At 61.2% G+C, this 17,686-nt stretch carries 15 protein-coding genes; 4 read left to right on the top strand and 11 right to left on the bottom strand.

What is annotated here, in order from left to right; genetic code table 11:
• Positions 1 to 117 precede the first annotated feature (117 nt).
• The 4 genes from LCH64_RS02035 to LCH64_RS02020 all read right to left on the bottom strand — a co-directional run bounded on the left by LCH64_RS02035 (position 118) and on the right by LCH64_RS02020 (position 4,983).
• Positions 118 to 1,155, bottom strand: coding sequence for a fimbrial protein (locus LCH64_RS02035; protein ID WP_103483452.1), 1,038 nt, complete (start codon positions 1,153 to 1,155; stop codon positions 118 to 120).
• Positions 1,152 to 1,889 carry a molecular chaperone gene (locus tag LCH64_RS02030; protein ID WP_226499326.1) on the bottom strand — a complete coding sequence of 246 codons (738 nt, stop codon included), beginning with the start codon at positions 1,887 to 1,889 and terminating at the stop codon, positions 1,152 to 1,154. The genes LCH64_RS02035 and LCH64_RS02030 overlap by 4 nt, the downstream gene beginning before the upstream one ends.
• A gap of 30 nt (positions 1,890 to 1,919) precedes the next feature.
• A complete protein-coding gene (locus tag LCH64_RS02025; protein ID WP_226499325.1) occupies positions 1,920 to 4,367 on the bottom strand; it encodes a fimbria/pilus outer membrane usher protein in 2,448 nt (815 codons plus the stop codon).
• A gap of 82 nt (positions 4,368 to 4,449) precedes the next feature.
• Positions 4,450 to 4,983, bottom strand: a complete 534-nt coding sequence (locus LCH64_RS02020) for a fimbrial protein (RefSeq protein WP_103483453.1) — start codon at positions 4,981 to 4,983, stop codon at positions 4,450 to 4,452.
• A 365-nt stretch (positions 4,984 to 5,348) separates the two neighbouring features.
• Between LCH64_RS02020 and LCH64_RS02015 the strand changes: the two genes are divergently transcribed.
• On the top strand, positions 5,349 to 6,644 hold the full coding sequence (locus LCH64_RS02015; RefSeq protein ID WP_226499324.1) for a divalent metal cation transporter: 1,296 nt from the start codon (positions 5,349 to 5,351) through the stop codon (positions 6,642 to 6,644).
• A 16-nt stretch (positions 6,645 to 6,660) separates the two neighbouring features.
• Here the strand turns inward: LCH64_RS02015 and LCH64_RS02010 are convergent, their stop codons facing one another.
• Positions 6,661 to 7,041, bottom strand: a complete 381-nt coding sequence (locus LCH64_RS02010; protein WP_226499323.1) for a helix-turn-helix domain-containing protein — start codon at positions 7,039 to 7,041, stop codon at positions 6,661 to 6,663.
• Between the two features lie 100 nt (positions 7,042 to 7,141).
• Here LCH64_RS02010 and LCH64_RS02005 point away from each other — a divergent pair, with 100 nt between their 5' ends.
• A complete protein-coding gene (locus tag LCH64_RS02005; RefSeq protein WP_226499322.1) occupies positions 7,142 to 7,891 on the top strand; it encodes an SDR family oxidoreductase in 750 nt (249 codons plus the stop codon).
• Between the two features lie 26 nt (positions 7,892 to 7,917).
• Here LCH64_RS02005 and LCH64_RS02000 read toward each other — a convergent pair whose 3' ends face one another.
• From LCH64_RS02000 to LCH64_RS01990, 3 genes are all read right to left on the bottom strand, one after another.
• Entirely contained in the window at positions 7,918 to 10,158 is a 2,241-nt protein-coding gene (locus LCH64_RS02000) for a TonB-dependent receptor (RefSeq protein WP_226499459.1), read from the bottom strand.
• A gap of 160 nt (positions 10,159 to 10,318) precedes the next feature.
• Positions 10,319 to 11,437, bottom strand: coding sequence for an aryl-sulfate sulfotransferase (locus LCH64_RS01995; RefSeq protein WP_226499321.1), 1,119 nt, complete (start codon positions 11,435 to 11,437; stop codon positions 10,319 to 10,321).
• Positions 11,438 to 11,509: 72 nt separating this feature from the next.
• On the bottom strand, positions 11,510 to 12,490 hold the full coding sequence (locus LCH64_RS01990; RefSeq protein WP_226499320.1) for an ABC transporter substrate-binding protein: 981 nt from the start codon (positions 12,488 to 12,490) through the stop codon (positions 11,510 to 11,512).
• Between the two features lie 47 nt (positions 12,491 to 12,537).
• Between LCH64_RS01990 and LCH64_RS01985 the strand changes: the two genes are divergently transcribed.
• Positions 12,538 to 13,635 (top strand): helix-turn-helix domain-containing protein, encoded by a 1,098-nt coding sequence (locus LCH64_RS01985; protein ID WP_226499319.1) that lies wholly within the window; start codon positions 12,538 to 12,540, stop codon positions 13,633 to 13,635.
• Positions 13,636 to 13,652: 17 nt separating this feature from the next.
• Here LCH64_RS01985 and LCH64_RS01980 read toward each other — a convergent pair whose 3' ends face one another.
• The 3 genes from LCH64_RS01980 to LCH64_RS01970 form a co-directional block, all read right to left on the bottom strand.
• On the bottom strand, positions 13,653 to 14,837 hold the full coding sequence (locus tag LCH64_RS01980; RefSeq protein WP_226499318.1) for a DUF2252 family protein: 1,185 nt from the start codon (positions 14,835 to 14,837) through the stop codon (positions 13,653 to 13,655).
• Between the two features lie 62 nt (positions 14,838 to 14,899).
• Positions 14,900 to 16,228, bottom strand: a complete 1,329-nt coding sequence (locus LCH64_RS01975) for an ATP-binding protein (protein WP_226499317.1) — start codon at positions 16,226 to 16,228, stop codon at positions 14,900 to 14,902.
• Positions 16,225 to 16,935 (bottom strand): response regulator, encoded by a 711-nt coding sequence (locus tag LCH64_RS01970; protein ID WP_226499316.1) that lies wholly within the window; start codon positions 16,933 to 16,935, stop codon positions 16,225 to 16,227. Before LCH64_RS01970 ends, LCH64_RS01975 begins: the two co-directional genes overlap by 4 nt.
• Before the next feature lie 164 nt (positions 16,936 to 17,099).
• Here LCH64_RS01970 and LCH64_RS01965 point away from each other — a divergent pair, with 164 nt between their 5' ends.
• Complete coding sequence (locus tag LCH64_RS01965; RefSeq protein ID WP_226499315.1) at positions 17,100 to 17,417, top strand: hypothetical protein; 318 nt, start codon at positions 17,100 to 17,102, stop codon at positions 17,415 to 17,417.
• The last annotated feature ends 269 nt before the right edge of the window (positions 17,418 to 17,686 follow it).

Genomic DNA, 17,686 nt, shown 5'->3' with positions numbered 1-17,686 from the left:
ACCTGAAGGCACAATGATGGCGGTTAGGCGGGCCTTTCGAGGAAGGATTTATCCCTGCGTCATGTAGGAAATTTCCCAAGACTTGTTCCGGCGTCCTCTGTGCCCGAGCCGTCGAGATCAGTGATACACGACCTGCACCACCACGATGGCATTGAACGGCCCGACCTGCGGGTCACCCAGCGACACCATGGACGCGCTCAATGGCACGTCGATATGGCTCACGTCCGCGGCAAAACTGGCCAGGTCGAACGGTTCGTTGATCGGCAGCAAGTTGTTTTTCGCATCGCGGATCTGGATCGCGAACTGGCTGTCCGCCGCGGGCAGAATGTTGTATGCGCCCTGCTGGTTGGCCGTCACGAACGTCGCACCGATATTGACCGGCGTGCTGCAATGCTTGTCCAGCGCCAGGCTGAACGGCTTGGTCGGGTTGGGCGGCGAGAAACCGGTGCTGGTTTTCTGCACCACGCCGAAGTCGACGATGCCCGGCTCCGGCGTCACGGTGACATCAACCGTGCAGGCAGTGCCGACGATGTTCTGCAAACCGCTGAGCTGATAACGGAAGTTGCCGAACGGGTTGGACGGCCCGCCGTTCAGACCGTATAGACCGTCGAACTGGAACACGTCGTAGGTATCCTGCGTCGGACGCTGCAACGGTAGCAGTCCGCGTTTGCGGATCACCACCTGAAACGCGATGTTGGGGTAGACCATCGAACAGGCTTTAACCTCATCGGCGGTGCCCGCCGTCGGACATCCCGGAGACACGAACCCGGTATTCACGCCCATCGCCGGGTTGGAACTCCAGTCGCCGTCCCACGCCGTGACGCCTCGGTACACCAGACCGAACTCGATGCCCCATGGTGTGGCGTCCAGGCGCGCCGGGTTGCCGTAGAAATAGATCGGATCATCTTCGGCAAAGTGTATATCGCGCGGTTTCCAGCACTGCGCCGGCACCACCTGGGTTCTTGAACGCCAGATAATCGTGCCGTCAGGCACACTGTCGGGCACCGAGACCGGGCCGATGTATTCGCTCAGATAGTCGCCATTGGTCATCGACTTGCAGAACAGCGCCATCGACGCCTGGGAAAACCCCAACAGCAACGACGCGACGCACACTTGCAGCGCCTTGCGTCGATGCCGGCGCAGCCAGCCCGTCATTTCTGCACGCCCTTGCACACGTTGGCGGCGCACTGGAACAGCGAATCAGTCTGACCACCGAAGTCGTTCATGTTCAGCACACGCAAGGTGTTGAACCCGGTTTGACTCAGCGCAAAACGGGTATTGCTCATCGGTTTGAGCATCACTGTGTCGATCGGCATCGCGGTCTTCTCGGGGCCAGCCTGCAATCCGACGATGGTGATGTGAAACGGCGTCGGATTATCCACCAGCAACGCCTTGGCGGCCGGGTCGATCCTGATGTTCAGCCCCAACGCCAGATCGGCGCCCCGCTCTCTCTTCACCCCGCTGGGACGGTAGAACAGTTTGATTTTCGATTGCAGCGCAATCTGCATCGCGTTGACCGCCTGAGTCTTGGGCGGAATCTCGCGGATGTTCAGGTAGAACACCGATTCGCGATCCGTGGGCAACACTGTATCGGGCAGTTTGACGATGCGCAGAATGGTGCTTTCCTTGGCCTCGATCCGTTGCAGCGGCGGCAGCACCATGAATGGCGAGCTGATTTTCTTGCCGCTTTCATCCTCGATCCATGACTGAATGACGAAGGGCAGTTCCGGGCTGCGATTACCGACGGTGACACTCACCGACGGCGCGCCTTCTTCGAAAATCACCCGGGTCCGATCCGGCACCACCGCGGCGTTGGCCAGTAGCGGCAGACTCATGGACAGCGTCAGGAGCAGCGATTTACAGCGCTGCAAGTTGGGTTGGCAATTCATAGGAAATCTCCAGAAAGTCAGGGCGCCGCCCTACAGGCAGCGCAAGGGATGCGAGACATTGGTCACGATGTCTTCGACGGGCAGTTCGGCCAGGGCGCAGCTTTTGCTGTCGTCCCAACGCGCCACAAGGCGAGCGTCGGTTTTCACGCCCAAGAGGTACGTCACTCCGTCCTCGCCGACGATGCCCACTTCCTTGTTGGTATTGCTGTCCTGAATCGAGGCCCCGAACGGCACTGCACTGCCATCTGCCAACAGCAGCGTGACGAACGCGTTGTGCCCCTGCCCCGCGGGGAAATTCACGTAGCCGATCGCGCCTTCGGTCAGCGCCAGCCGTTGAATAGGGTTGCTGACTTCAGTGTTGAGCGGCAGCTTTTCCATGTTGACCCGGGCCTCGTAGGCCTGAAACGACGGCAGGCCATCCATGACGGCGTAACCGTCCTGGTTGGTTCGGGCACGACCGGCAAACGCCACGTCCGGCACGCCGTCGGTGGACACCAGCAATCGGGTATCGCCGTTCGAGCCGTTGCCGTGGGCCGCCACGCCATAGCGGGTCACCACCAGCGAGCTATCAATTTCACCGGTGGCCGAGCTGTAGGTACTGCCATCGGTGGTGACCGAGGCATTGGCGCGATACGTCGAGGTGCGTTTGCCGACGTAGGCATTGACGTAGCGGTTGTCGCCGACGCCGCCGTAAACCTGATAGTTCACGCCCTCGCCAGTGTCGTGGCTGTAACCGACATTGCCGGCATAGCCACCGGAACCGCTGTGCTGGATGTTGCTCGACATCGTCGAATTGCCGCCCAGCGGAATGGTCACTCCGAGGTAGATCTGCGAGTCGTTCTGCAAGGCATTGCGCGTCTGGTACGCCGACAGGTTGACGTTGATGTTCTTGACGTTGCCCAGGGAAAAACTGCGCGCCAGCGACACGCCAACCCGATCGGCATCCGGCGCATCCCAATAGGTGGAATGGTCGAAGGACAGGCTGGTGGACAACCACGGGAAACTCTTGGCGAGGATCACCGAATAGCGCTGCTTGCCGGCGTTCATCGAGTAGGAGTCGGGGTCACCGATAAACTGCGAAAAGTTGGTGAAGGTCTTGTCGGAAAAGCGATAACCGAGGAAGCGCAGATCGGTGCCAATGCCATCGAAGTGCTTGGAATAGTTGATGCGGTACGAGTTACCGGTGACTTGCTCACCGTTCCAGCGCAACTTGGCGCGGGAGGTGGTGACGTCGGCCGACAAGGCGCCGAACGCGCCCAGATCCTTGCCCAGCCCGACGGCATGAGCCAGATAACCCGAGGAAGCGAGGACGCCGCCATACGCGGTCCAGTCATGGGGCAAGCCGTACGCCAGTTCCGAGGCGACAAAACCCGGTTCGATCCCGCGCGCGCCGTCCAGCCGTGGCTGGCCGCCGGACAGCTTGTAGCGCAACTCGCCTTCACGGGCGAGGAACGGCACCGCTGCGGTGGATACGGTAAATTTCTGCTCGGTACCGTCCTCTTCGCGCACAGTGACGTCCAGCGTGCCCTGGGCGCTGCTGTTCAAGTCCTGAATGCTGAACGCGCCCGGGGTCACGGTGGTGGAATACAGCACGCGCCCCTGCTGGGAAACCGTGACGGTGGCATTGGTGCGTGCCAGACCACTGATCAACGGTGCATAGCCGCGCAGATTGGGCGGCAACATACGGTCGTCACTGCTCAGGGTCGCGCCACGCAGGGCGAAGGTATCGAACACGTCCGAGTTCAGGTAGTCCTCGCCCACCGACAGCTTCGAGCGGATCGAGGGCAGCGCGCGATAGGCGTACAAGCGGTTCAGCTGAAACGGCTTGTCGCCGATGTCATCACCCTGGCTGTCGTTGCGTACTTGAGCCTGATAGTCCGCACGCACGCGCCAGGTATCGAAGTTCAGACCGGCCGTGCCGTAGCTCTGCACCGAATTCGAACGAGTGGAATTGCCAGACGCCGATGACTGACGCGAGTTGGCGATCACCCGGTAATCGAGCAGCGCGCCATTCAAGCCATTGCTCCAGGCTGCCGGCGGAATGTAGTTGGGGTCGTCGTACTCGAACGATGCCTGGGGAATGCTGATTGCCAGGCGTGCCAGGTTCTTCAGGTATTTGATGCTCACGCCGGGCACGCTGGCCAGATCCACGCACTGCCCGTTCGCCGTACGCGGCAAGCTTTCCAGCAGTGGCGGCTTGAGGCCGAAGGTCTGCACCAGATCCAGCGTCAGACAGGCATAACTCTGCTGTGGGTCAGCGCCGGGTTTGAATTCAATCGAGCGCGTGCCGAAGTACCGTTGGTTGACAGCAATGTCGAGCAAGTATGTGCCGGGCACGGTGTAGTCGGCATGCACAAACTGCCCGAGGCTGACATTCTTGTCGTTATCAATATTCAGAAAGTCCGAATTGAACTCGACAGCCTGTGCCTGGCTGATTGCCAACCAAAGAGAGGACAGAATGAAAGTGCGACGATACAAGGGAGAAACCCTATCGAATGATTCAAGCGCAATAAAAAAAGGGGTTTGCACCCCTTTCTCTTACCTCACTGATACGGGCGTATCAGTTGTAAGCCACGGTGAAGTTGGCAACGCTGTCAGCTTCACCGGTAGTGACGGTGGCCGCCGTCGCTTCGTACATGGCAGCAAACGAAACGGTGTTGTTACCGTTCTGCAGAACTACCGGAGCCACTTGCTCTTTACCGTTGTCGAGCATTTCGCCGGCGCTGGCCTGCAGACGGATGCCGACGTTCTGCGCCAGACCGGTGGTGGCGAACAGCTCTGGAACGGTTGGATCCTGCACACCGGTGAAGGTGAAACGGGCGTTTTTCTGGGTCGAGGTGTCGCACTCGGTGAGGACAATGTCGAACTTCTCAGGGCTCGAACGATCGCCGATTGCCTTGAAGGTGTTGGCAGGTACCTGACCCAGTGGAACGGTCTGGTCCAGGGAGTTGGCATCGATACCGCACGCGCCGGAAACGATCTCACCGGTGAAGCGAATAGTGCCCGGGTTGCCAGTAGGCGGAGTGGCGGCGTTCGCCAGGGAAGCCAGACCCATTACAACGGTAGCGGCAGTAACAACGACAATCTTTTTCATGACTGAATCTCGATGGGATAGTTATTTTTGAAACAACTACTCGCCCTTCTGAGTTCGCACCTGAAATACATTGAAAACACACCGTCGATTGTTTGACTTGTAACGGTCGATGCTGACAGCGGATCTTTCAGGGCGTAGAAAATGACGAGCACTTTGTTCCGCTGAAAATCATCGCTGACGGCCACTGGCGAAAATGTAGGACTCGTCACTCCGTTGTGTAGGAAATTTCCCGCTTAACCTGCCCGGGCCGGTGCACATCCTGTCTATAGTCAAACCCGTGGCAACGCCTCTTCAGGCGTTTCTGAATCCTGTTGAAAAAAACGTCATTCAAAACAGGTGTGGCAGTCCTTCTCCCTGAGAAAAAAATGAACAATAAAACGCCCTTCGAGAAGCCTGCGGTTGTCAGCCACGGTTCATGGGTAAAAAAACTCGGGCCCGGGCTTATCACGGGTGCGGCGGATGATGATCCCAGCGGGATCGCCACCTACTCGCAAGCCGGCGCACAATTCGGCTTGAATACCCTCTGGACCCTGTTTTTGACGTTTCCGTTGATGGTCGGCATTCAGATCATCAGTGCCAGGATCGGTCGCGTCAGCGGGCATGGGCTGGCGACCAATATTCGAAGGCATTACCCTCGCCCGCTGTTGTTCGGGATCGTCGCGCTGTTGATGTTTGCCAATACCATCAATATTGCAGCGGACATCGCCGCGATGGGGGCGGCACTGAAGCTGTTGATCGGTGGATCGCCGCACTTCTATGCCGTTGGCTTCGGCGTCGTGTCCCTGCTGCTGCAGGTGTTCATTCCCTATAAGCGTTACGTGCGCGTACTCAAGTGGCTGACCCTGGTGCTGCTGGCCTATGTGGGGATCGTGTTTGCCGTGCACATTCCCTGGGGCCAGGTCGTTGAGCACACCGCCTGGCCTCAGCTGTCGTGGAAACCGGCGTACATCACCATCGTGGTGGCCATTTTTGGCACGACCATCAGCCCTTATCTGTTTTTCTGGCAGGCATCTCAGGAAGTCGAAGAACTGGAGGCCGATCCGCAGGCGCAGTCACTGATCGATGCGCCAAACCAGGCAAAAGCCAACTTCACCCGCATCAACACCGACACCCTGATCGGCATGGGGATCTCGAATATCGTCGCGTTTTTCATCATGCTGACCACCGCTGTCACCCTGAACCTGCATGGCCTCACGGACATCCAGACGTCCGAGCAGGCCGCGAGTGCCTTGCGACCGATTGCCGGCGAGTTCGCCTTCTGGTTGTTCAGCGCCGGCATCATTGGCACAGGACTACTGGCGGTTCCCGTCCTGGCAGGTTCTGCGGCGTACGCCGTCGCCGGAACATTTCACTGGCGCAACAGCCTGTCGGCCAAACCCCTGGCCAACAAAGCGTTTTACAGCATCATCGCGGCGTCGACCTTATTGGGTGTGTTGATCTGCTTTGCGCCGATTGACCCGATCAAGGCGTTGCTGTGGAGCGCTGTCGTCAACGGGGTGATTGCAGTGCCGATCATGTTCATCATGATGTTGATGGCATCGCACCCGAAGATCATGGGCTCCTTTGTCATTGCGCCCGGGCTTAAAGTTCTGGGCTGGAGTTGCACGGCGGCGATGGCGGTCGTGGTCATCGGCATGTTCTGGGGCCTGTTTGCAGCGTAGCGCCTGGGTATCCGCGTTATTCGCAGTGGGGATGGCGAAGCTGATCGGCATTGATGCGCATCCATTGCGCCAGCGAGTCCAGCGTCCCTTGCAGAGTGCTCCCCAGAGCCGTGATCCGGTATTCCACCCGGGGCGGTACCTGCGCGAAAACCGTCCGCGTCACCAGCCCGCGTTGTTCAAACAGGCGCAACTGGCGCGTCAGTTCCTTCTGGGTGATGGGCGCCACCGCACGCTGCAGATCACTGAAGCGCACAGGGCAGTCCAGCACGATCAGCCGGTACAGGATCGGAATGGCCCACTTGCCGGAAATCAGATTGACGAAATCGACCATCGGGCAACCCGCGAGCGGTTTCAGCGGCAAATCCGTGGTGTCTGGCAGCGGTTGTTGAGTGTTCATGAGGATCAAGTCCGTCCCTTGGTATGCAAAAGGTGCCTACTGGTCAAAGGATACTAATGCTCTGAGAATGGCTATCCAACCCGTTGCAGAGGCGAAAGACATGTCGAGGCTGAAAAACAAATTCGCGTTGATCACTGGCGGCACCTCCGGCATCGGCCTGGAAACCGCACGCCAGTTTGTGCTGGAAGGCGCGACAGTCGCAGTCACTGGACGCAGCGCAAGTGCCTTGCAGGCTGTCAGGCACGAACTGGGCGGTGCTGTGCTGGCGATCCAGAGCGATGCTGGCGACAGCGTTGGCCAACAGGCGTTGGCACGCCAACTGGCCGGAATCTGGCCGCGGCTGGACGTGCTGTTCGTCAACGCCGGTGACGTCACTCACCGCTCTATCGAAGATTGGGACGAAGCGGCATGGGATCAGCTCATGCAGACCAATCTCAAAGGCCCGTTCTTCCTGATCCAGGCGCTGATGCCGCTGCTGGCCAATCCGTCGTCGGTGATCCTCTGCGGTTCCGTCAGTGCCAGGATTGGTCTCGCGCAAAGCAGTGCGTATGCCGCCAGCAAGGCCGGGCTGCTGTCGCTGGCGCGCACGCTTTCCGGCGAACTGATCCAGCGAGGCATTCGCGTCAATGGCCTCAGCCCCGGCCCTACTGAAACGGCGGCGCTGGACAAACTCGGCTTGCCTGCCGCAGAGCAGCAGGCGTTGCGCGAGCGGATTCGCCAACTGGTGCCGATCGGCCGTATGGGAACCCCGTGGGAACTGGCCAAAGCCGCCGTTTACCTGGCCTCTGATGAATCGGCTTACGTGGTCGGGAACGAATTGCTGGTGGACGGCGGCGTCGGCAATTTGTGATTGAAACCAGCGCCCGCAGACGTCATTCAGAAATCATAACGCGCGGTCATTCCCAGGGTTCGCGGCGTACCCAGCACGCCGGTGTACGCACCGTTGGGTGAGTTCCACAGCGTCGTGTAGTACGTCTTGTCGAAGGCGTTTTTCAGCCACAGCGAAACGTCCCACTGCCCCCTGCCCCAGTCGCCGCGCACACCGCTGGAGAGGTTCACCAGGCCGTATCCCGGCAACTGACCTTGCGCAGAGTCATCCACTGTGCCGACTGCCTGGGAACGCCACGCGTAGCTAGCGCTGACGTAGGGCTGCAAGCCGTCGTCCAGATTCCACTGGTACGCGGCGTTGCTGTTGAAGATCCATTTCGACGCGCCCACCACGGCATGCCCGCTCAGATCGCAGGCCACCGGAGCCCCCGGACGCAAGGCGATCTCGGCCGGGCATGGGGCATCCTCGTAAGACAGATAACGCACATCGTTCCATGAACCATTGAGGTTGATCGTCAGGCCCCGCAGCGGGCGCCAACTGCTGTCGAGTTCCAACCCGCGACTGCGTACCGAGCCGGCATTGGTCAGATAGCTGGTCAGATTGACGTCGTCATAGGCATTGGTCTGATAGCCATGCACCACCGTCCAGAACAGGTTGGCGTTGAGCAACAGGCGTTGATCGAGCAAGGTGGTTTTGATGCCCAGTTCGGCGTCGTTGGCCCTTTCGCTGCCGATCAACAATGAGTCGGCACCGGCGACCGGGGCACTGGCGACGCTGAGGTTCACACCACCCGACTTTTCGCCGTGGGACAGCGACGCATAGCCCAGCACCTGATCGTTCACATGCCAGGCGAGGCTTGCCAGTGCCGATGGGCTGAAACTGTACAGGCTCAAGTCACCGGAATCGTAAGCGCCGACCCTTCCGGCCCGGACGCCCGCTGCGGCGCCGCTGACCGGACTGCCACCCAAAGGCGCGTTGCGGGTGACCTCCGCCAGCTTGCGCTCATACGTGCCGCGCAGGCCCAAAGTGAAATCCAGGCGAGGGGTCAAATGCCAAGTGCCCTGAGCAAATGTGGCGAAGCTGTCGGTATCGACATAGCCATGCCCAACGCTGGTGACGTTGTTCAATGCACCTTGCGGGGTGCCGTTCCAGGTATCTGCCAGAGGGCCGTAGTCGGTGAAAACGCTGTTGTTCATTTCCTGGCGGAAGTAGTAAGCACCGAGCACATAGTCGAAATGTTCCCCCACCGGGGAGGCCAGTCGCAGCTCCTGCGAGTACTGTTTATCGCGAGCGGACTGCCCGACGTTGTGCATCACATCAACGTTGAGTTCGTCATCATTGCGCGGGGTGAAATCCCACCACCGATAAGCGCTGATCGACGTCAGCGTGTAGCCATCAGGCAGATTCCAGTTCGCCTCCAGCGAAGTCCCGCCCTGAAACACCTTGACGCTCTGATCGGCGTCCAGATTGACCCGGCGACCGCTGACCAGCGTTGCCCCGACCGCCGCTGCACGCTGTTCGTAGCGGTTGACGCCATTGATGGTCGGCCCGGTGCTGAACAAAGAACGTGTGCCGGCGCTGGAATCCTCTTCGTGATAATCAGCCAGCCAGCGCAGATTGAAGTCCTCGTTGGGTTGGAACAGCAACTGCCCACGCGCGCCCTGACGAACGCCGCCGCCCAGCGTGTGCCCGTCGTATTCGTTGTTCACGTAGCCGTTTTCATGAGTGCGATAAACCGCAAGGCGCCCCGCCAATGTGTCATTGATCGGTCCGGAAAAACTCGCCTGATTTTGCGTGTAGCCATCCTCGCCCACCGAGGTGGAGAGGCTGCCTTGCGGCGTAAACGATGGGCGGCGCGTGGTGATGTTCAGCACCCCGGCCGTGGTGTTCTTGCCGAACAAGGTGCCTTGCGGGCCGCGCAGCAATTCGATCTGCTCGACATCCAGCAGATCGAACACCGCCATGCCGGGACGGCCGAGATAGACGTTGTCCAGGTAGATGCCGGCGCTGCCCTCCAGGCCGTCGCTGGCCGGGTTGTTGCCCAAGCCGCGAATCGACAGGCTCGATTGCCGCGCGTGCATGAACGCGACGTTGACGCTGGGCATCGCCTGCTGCAAATCCTGCAAGCGATACAGGCGCTGTTCCTCGAGGGTTTGTGCGCCGAGCACGCTCATCGCCGTGGGCACTTGCTGGGCATCTTCGCTGCGGCGTCGGGCCTCAACCGTGACCGGCTGCAGCACATCGGAATTGGCCGGCAGGTCATTGGCCGTTGCCGGCAAAAACGGCATCAGCGAGAACAGGCTCAGTGCGCCAGCGTTAAAGGTGCGCGAATAAAGAAGATTCATCGGTGGTTCCTGGAGCGGCCTCAAGCCGCTCTTCGAGAGGAGTCGATACTTCGCTGCGCGTGGCTTGCGTGAGCGTGATCGTTGCGGTGGGTTGAGTGGGTGTTCAGTCACGCAGCCAGGGAAGGTCCTGGCGCTGATAACGGTGCGCACGGAATATCGCGTTGTTCTCGCCCGGCAAGTAGCGTCGCGACGGCGCGTCGGGGTAGCTGGCGAAGTGCGGATTGACGTATTCCCACACCACTTCGCCGGCCTGGGTGACCTCGAACAACCGACCGAAGTTAGCCTCGGTCACCAGCGTGTTGCCGTTGTGCAGACGTTGCGCGCCGCCCATGAACGGCGTGAAGAACGCGTAGCCCGGCGTGTCGGCGTATTGCCATTCGATGCGTTGGGTGGCCGGGTTGATTTCAACAATGCGCGAGTGCGGCATGCTGATGTGGGGGCGGAAGATGCCGTTGTCGAACACCAGAACATTGCCGTTTTCCAGTTCGCTCGGGCAATGCTGTTGCGCGACCAGATCGTGCCCCAGACGCCACAGCACTTCACCGCTGCCACGTTGCACGGCAATCACTGAGGAAACGCTGCGCAGGCTGAGAATCACCTTGCCGTCGCGCCCCAGCGTCACGGCGTTGGTCATCGGCCAGTGATGACGCTCGAAGCATTCGTGCAACGGGTAATCCTCGGGGCGCAGGTGCTCCCAACTGCGCCACTCCCAGACCACGTTGCCTTGACGATCAACCTCCTTGACCACATCGGCATAGATCACCCCGCCCGGCGCCTCGCTGCCGGGAATGCCGCCGAGCACACGCCGGGCCAGATCCGCACTCAAGGGCTCGGCGGTGGTGTACAGCAGGTGGCCGTTGTCCAGCCATTGCGCGTCGTGGTGATGCAGCAGATCGGTGTGCTCCCAGACCACCTCGCCTTCGGGGGTGACTTCGCTGAACGCACCGCCGTGCCACACCGACCAGCCCGGAAACAGGTCCGGCGAATCCGGATGGTTGCCGTTGTAGCCAAGGTTGCCGTTGCGCAGGATCACTGCGTCGCGCCCCGGGCGCTGAGGCAGTTTCCAGCGATGAACGATCTCGCCGTCAAGGTCGATCAAAAACACTTGGCCGTCCGCCGTTTGCGGGGCGAACAAGGTATAGCCGCCGGCACTGCGGGCATGATCGACAGCGATCAGACCGGTCTTCTGGCGTTTGAGCGTGGTGGTTTGCACAGCAGGCATAGCTTTTCTCCAGACGTGTAAGCCCCGGCCGCCAGCGCAGCAGCACGGTGAACGGGGCATGAAAAAAGGGATTCAGGGCGTGGGCAGCACGCGGTTGAAGCGGTCGTCGAACATTTGCTCGACGTGCAGCGGATGGGGGATCAGGCGTTCGGTGGCAAACATGTCCGCCAGACGCTGCTGCGAGGCAATGACTGAAGGCTCAATTCGCACGTACCGCAGGTTCTGATGATCGAGCATTTCACGCACCAGTTCGACGGGAAGCCGCGTGGTTTGCGCGAACACCCGGGCCCAGTCTTCGGGATGGGCCGTGGCCCAGTTCTGAGCACGGGCCAGCCTGGCCAGCAGATCACTCACCTGCCCTGCGCGCTCGGGATCATCCAGTGCAGGCTGGCTGGCGACGGTGAAGTTCAGACCGGTTTCCGACCAGGCGCTGCCATCGAGCAGAATTCGCGCTCCCCGCGAAGTCGCCTGACCGACGAAGGGATACCACACCGACCAGGCATCGAGTTTGCCGCCGGCAAAAGCATTCTGCGCGTCCACCGGGCTGACATAGGCAATGCTCACCTCACGCGGAGTGAGGCCGGCCTGATGCAGCGCGGCCAACAACAGATAATGGCCGCTGGTGCCTTTGGCGACTGCGATTCGCTTGCCTCTGAGGTCAGCCACGCTGCGCACCTCGGAGCCTTCGGGCACCAACAGCGCGTTGTTGTTTTGCGCACCGCTGGCCACACCGATGATCCGCACCGCGTAGCCGCCGGCCTGGGCAAACACTGGCGGCGCGTTGCCCACCACACCGACGTCAATCGCCCCGGCGCTCAACGCTTCGAGCAGCGTGGTCCCGGCCAGAAACGGATGCCACGACAACCCGTAGGCCAGATCCTGATCCTCGCCCGCCGCGTGCAGCAATGCCTGAATCAAACCGCTCTGATCACCCATCTTCAACGGCCCGGCGATGGCAGAAACTGCCGGGGTCAGCAACAACGCGGCGCAGCACAGCAGCGCTTTCAGGCGCGCGGTAAGCGGATGCTTGGCAGCAGCAGTTTTTATCGGCATTGTCGCGCTCTCACTTGTGCATTGATTTCAGTATGTCGAGGCCCGCCGTGCAGCTCCATGCCAAACACCCCTCCTTTGCTGCCATGTCGGACATCCCGCGCACCGTCGTGGTATTGGCGTTCGATGATCTGCTGTTGCTCAATGCGGCGGGGCCGCTTGAGGTGTTTGCCGCGATACCGCGAGTGCTGGCCGGAGACTTCACGGCAAATCCGCCCTATCGGTTGCTGGTCGCTTCACCGCAGGGTGGCCAGGTCATGTCGATCTCGGGCATTACCGTGACGACCTGTTCACTTGAGCAGATCGACCAGATGGCTGCGTTGATCGACACGTTGATCGTCGCGGGCGGCCCGGGCATGGCCGCGCTGGAAGCCGACCAGCAAGCCTGCGACTGGTTGCGCCGTCGCGCTCCACACATCCGCCGGCTCTGTTCGATCGGTACCGGCAGCTTTGCCCTTGCCGCCGCGGGACTGCTGGATGGTCGCAAGGTCGTGACCCACTGGAAGTTCGCTGACGAGTTGCAGGCGCGTTATCCGTCGGTGCAATGCCAGACCGACGCGCTTTATCTGCATGACGGCAACCTCTGGACCTGCGGCGGCGCCACGGCGGGTATCGACCTGGCGCTCGGCCTGGTCGAACAGGATCTGGGCGCCCACGCGGCGTTGGCGCTGGCGCGCTACTTCACGGTGTTTTTGTGGCGCAGCGCCGAGCAACCGCAACTCAGTGCTTCACTCAACGCCCAGTCCAAGGCGCTGCGCACCGATCCGGATGTACGTCTGGCACGTTTGCATGGCTGGATTGCGGCGAATCTGAATGGTGATTTGCGCGTGGAGCGGCTGGCCGAGCAGTTCGGCATGAGCCCGCGGCACTTTGCTCGCGCCTATGTCGCCGCGACCGGTGAGACTCCGGCGCAAGCCGTGGAGAACCTGCGCCTGGAGGCGGCGACCTGGTTGCTCAAGACCACCCGCGAGCCGATCAAGCGAATCGCCGAAACCGTTGGCTTCGGCCGGGAAGAACGCATGCGCCGAGCCTTTCAGAAGCATTTGGGCTGCAGCCCTAACGCTTATCGCAGTCAGACCAATGCCCCGCTGGCCGGGCCTCGGCAAACGAACACCGTGACAATCACCCTGGAAGGGCTGGCCCGTTAGGTTTTCAGTGGGTCTGGTCAATGCTGCAACGCATAACGCCGGCAATGCTCCAGATAGCCTTTTTCATGATTGCCGACCAACTGAACGACACTGGTCCACAGCCACGACGGCGCATCCAGCGTTTTCGAGCGACACGCCTGCAATTCACGCATCCATGAGGCCCGTGTGCTCATGTCCATCTGCCGGGCATGGGCCAGCCCCACAACTCGGGCCAGATACCCGGCGGCGAGCATCGCGTCGGTCTGGCTCAACTGGTCGAGTTCCAGTTTCATGTCCTGAGGCAGCAGTTCGCGGATGAAGAAGCCATGGTCGAGCACCCGGGTGGCGATCATCCGGTTGCCCAGGCCTGGCGAGAGAAAGCGCGCACCTTCGACTACGCGTTTGCCGTTGTCACGAGGCATCGCGGCTCGGGCTACCCGAGGTGCGGCGGCGGCAACTGCCTCCTTGATATCCAGCAGACAATATTCCTGATCGTCGCCCTCGCCCACGCCCAGCAACACCGCATAACGCTTGAGCCCCAGTGAGCTGCAGCCTTTGACCCAATAGGCCGAATCGAACATTTTCACGTTGTCATCCTTGGAGCGGCCCTTCGATGACGTCACCAGCGTGTGCAGGTCCGGGGTGGCGCTAAGGGTCTTCAGCGCGCTGCGCTCTTCGCGTGACAGCGACCAGAAATGCTTGCCCAGCGGAATGGTCGGCTTGGTGTTCTCGATGCGTTCCTGCGCCAGATGCTTCCACGTGCGCTGCACGGCGCTGCGCATCCCGGCCTTCACTTGCGCGGGTCTTGGCGGCTCTTTATCGACGTCGTCTTCAAACGCCTGCTCGTAGCCGCGCATCATCTCTTCCAACATGCGCGCGGTGGCGACGCCGGGCAGGTCCGAGCCTCGGGCGGCAGTGGCGAGGGACAGCGCCAGGCGCACCAGATCATGCGCCGGGTTGCCGATCACCGTTTGATCAAGGTCGCGGATGTGGATGTCGATGCGTCCCTTCAAATCCCCCGTCGGCCCCAGATTTCCGGCGTGACAATCACCGCAGATCCACACCGCCGGCCCCTGCGGCAGGCTACGCCCGGGCTGGCTATGCAGCCACTGGTAAAACTGCACCGTGCTGCCGCGAACGTAAGCGTGGGCGGAGCGGGCCATTTTCAAATTGCGCAGTTGCGACAGCGGTTCAAGACGAGCGGAGGGCCGTGGGGTTTTCATGGACGCTTCTTGCAGAGAATGTGTCCTGTTGACCGCTCGTCACGGCCAAATGTTTCAACATATTACAAAGGCAATTCAACTCGAGCTCGCAAGCCACCGCTGCTGCGATTGCTCAACGTCAGTTCGCCGCCCTGCTCGCGCACGATTGCCCGCGCCGCCGACAACCCGAGCCCGACACCTCCGGTTTCCCGGTTGCGCGAAGTTTCCAGGCGGAAAAACGGATCGAACACTCGCTGCAACGACGCTTCGGGAATCCCCGGCCCATCGTCGCTGACGTCGATGCAGACGCTGTAGCCGTCGCTGCTCAGGGCGATGGCGGGCTGCTGCGCGTACTTCTCGGCGTTTTCCAGCAGGTTGACGATCACCCGCTTGATCCCCAGCGGCCGGCCCTCATAGACCAGATGCGCCGGGCCGTTGAAATCGATCGCGATGTTCTGGTCGCGGTAGTCGTCGATGATGGTCTGCAGCAACTCCGACAGGTCGAACGCGGTGGCTTGCTCCGGCTGGGTGTCTTCACGAAAGAACGCCAGTGCCGCGTTGATCATCGACTGCATTTCTTCGATGTCGCGGATCAGTTTGCCCTGATGATCGAGATCCTCCATGAACTCGCTGCGCAGGCGCATGCGGGTCAACGGTGCGCGCAAATCGTGGGAAATCGAGGCCAGCATGTGCGTGCGTTCGCTGATGTAGTGCTGAATCTGCGCCTGCATGGTGTTGAACGCGATGATCGCCTGGCGGATCTCGTCCGGGCCTTCGACGTTGATCGGCGGCGCGCGCAGATCACCGCCAAAGCGGCGGGCGGCGCTGGCGAAACGCTGCAGCGGCTTGGCCAGTTGCTGCGTGGCAAGCCAGGCCACCAGCACGGTAGCGATCAGGCCTAGAGCGATGATGATTGCGATGCGCGTGCCGATGTCCAGGCCCCAGGAGCGCTCGGGCGAGGAGAACAGCAGCCAGCTGGCATCCGGCAGTTGAATCAGCGCCGCGTACCGGGCCAGCGGACTGCCGCTCGGCCAGTCAGCGGGATTGAACACCCGAATGTCTCGCTCATCGCCCAACAGCTGATGCAACCCGGACGTCTTGTCGGCGATGAGCGGCGTACCGCCTGTGGGCAATCCGAGGTCGGCGCGTTGCGCACTCCACCGCACACCCTGCGTCGGGCCGCTGGCCGCTTGCGCCAGTTGCGCGCGCAAAGGCGCCGGGGCTGCCTCGATCACCTTGACGGTTGCGGCAATCTGCTCCAGCAACCCGGTGCGTTCAATCGGTGGTCGCGCCCAGGTCCCGGCAACCTCCACGAACAGGAAATTGAGTGCCAGCGAAGCGAGCATGGCGGCAACGATGGTCAGAGCGATCCGCCGACTCAGTGGGTCGCGCCGCAAGAGCCGGCGGATCATGCGCGAGTAACCTTGGCCGTGAACATATAACCGCCGTTGCGCACCGTGCGAATCAGATCCGGGCGCTTGCTGTCCGGTTCGATCTTGCGGCGCAGGCGGCTGACCTGCACGTCGATGCTGCGATCAAAGGCGTCGTGGCCCTGACCGCGAGACAAGTCGATCAGTTGCTCGCGGGTGAGGATGCGCTGCGGGTGATCGAGAAACACCACCAGCAGATCAAACTCGCCACCGGACAGCGGAATCATCACGTTTTCCGGGGAGCGCAGCTCGCGACAGGTGATATCCAGATGCCAACCGGCGAAGGCGATCACCGGCCGTGACGGCTCGCTCGCGGGGCTGACCTGCTCACCGGCGCGACGCTGCACGGCGCGCAGGCGAGCCAGCAATTCACGCGGGGCGAACGGTTTGGTGACGTAGTCATCGGCGCCCAGTTCGAGGCCGACAATCCGGTCGCTCAACTCGCCCATGGCGGTCAGCATGATGATCGGAATGCCCATCTGCGCGCGCACTTTCTGGCACAGACTCAGGCCACCTTCGCCGGGCAGCATCAGGTCGAGAATGATCGTGTCCGGGCGCTGCTGGGCAATCGCCGCCCACATCGCTGCGCCGTCGGCGGCGACATCGACCTCGTAGGCGTGCTGGACGAAGAACTTCTTCAGCAGGGCGAGAATTTCCACGTCATCGTCGACGATCAGCAGTCTGCTCACGGGCACAGGATCCTCAGGCCAAAAAAGAACGCATCTAAAACTATTCTGGCGGGCGGGTCATATATTTCAATCGAGCAACATTCCTTCGCCCCGGACATCAAGCGGACATGCTGCGGCAAAACCCCTTTGGCACCCTGCACGCCATCGACAACCGGGGGCATTCAATGAGCGCATTGCACAACCGTTATACCGCCGAGGGCCACGACGCCCGCTATCCGTTGATTCTCAGCCAGCGCACCACCGCGCCTGAGCAGGATACGCCGCTGTTGTTCCAGGAGTTTTGCCTGGGGCTGGCCAACGACCAGAGCCGGGTTGTCCTGCGCCGCTATTTCGAACAGTACGGCCCGACTGATTCGCAATGGGTGGAGTACGTGCATTCGATTGCGACCGCCGACCTGATCCACTGGATCATGACCCACGGCAAACTGCACATCGAATGCTCGGACAATACCCCGTCGGCCGGGCAAGGATTGGCCCGCTGAAGTGATCTTGATCAGTCCTGAACATCCAGGTGGCTTTTTGTGGCGAGGGAGCTTGCTCCCGCTGGACTGCACAGCAGTCCTCCTCAACAGCGGGGCCGCTTCGCGCCCCAGCGGGAGCAAGCTCCCTCGCCACAGTTCATTCGTTGGGTCGGGAGTATTTTTCAGTCGTTTGCAATCGTTGAATCCACTCATGTTCGGGATGCAACCGAGCCATATGTCGCGCCAGCGCTCATGCGCCCTGCTCCTTGTTCGTCGCCAGTCAGCCTCGG

This window comes from Pseudomonas sp. MWU16-30322 (assembly GCF_020515535.1).
Classification (GTDB): Bacteria; Pseudomonadota; Gammaproteobacteria; order Pseudomonadales; family Pseudomonadaceae; genus Aquipseudomonas; species Aquipseudomonas fluorescens_H.
This window is presented reverse-complemented; position numbering and strand designations above follow the sequence as displayed.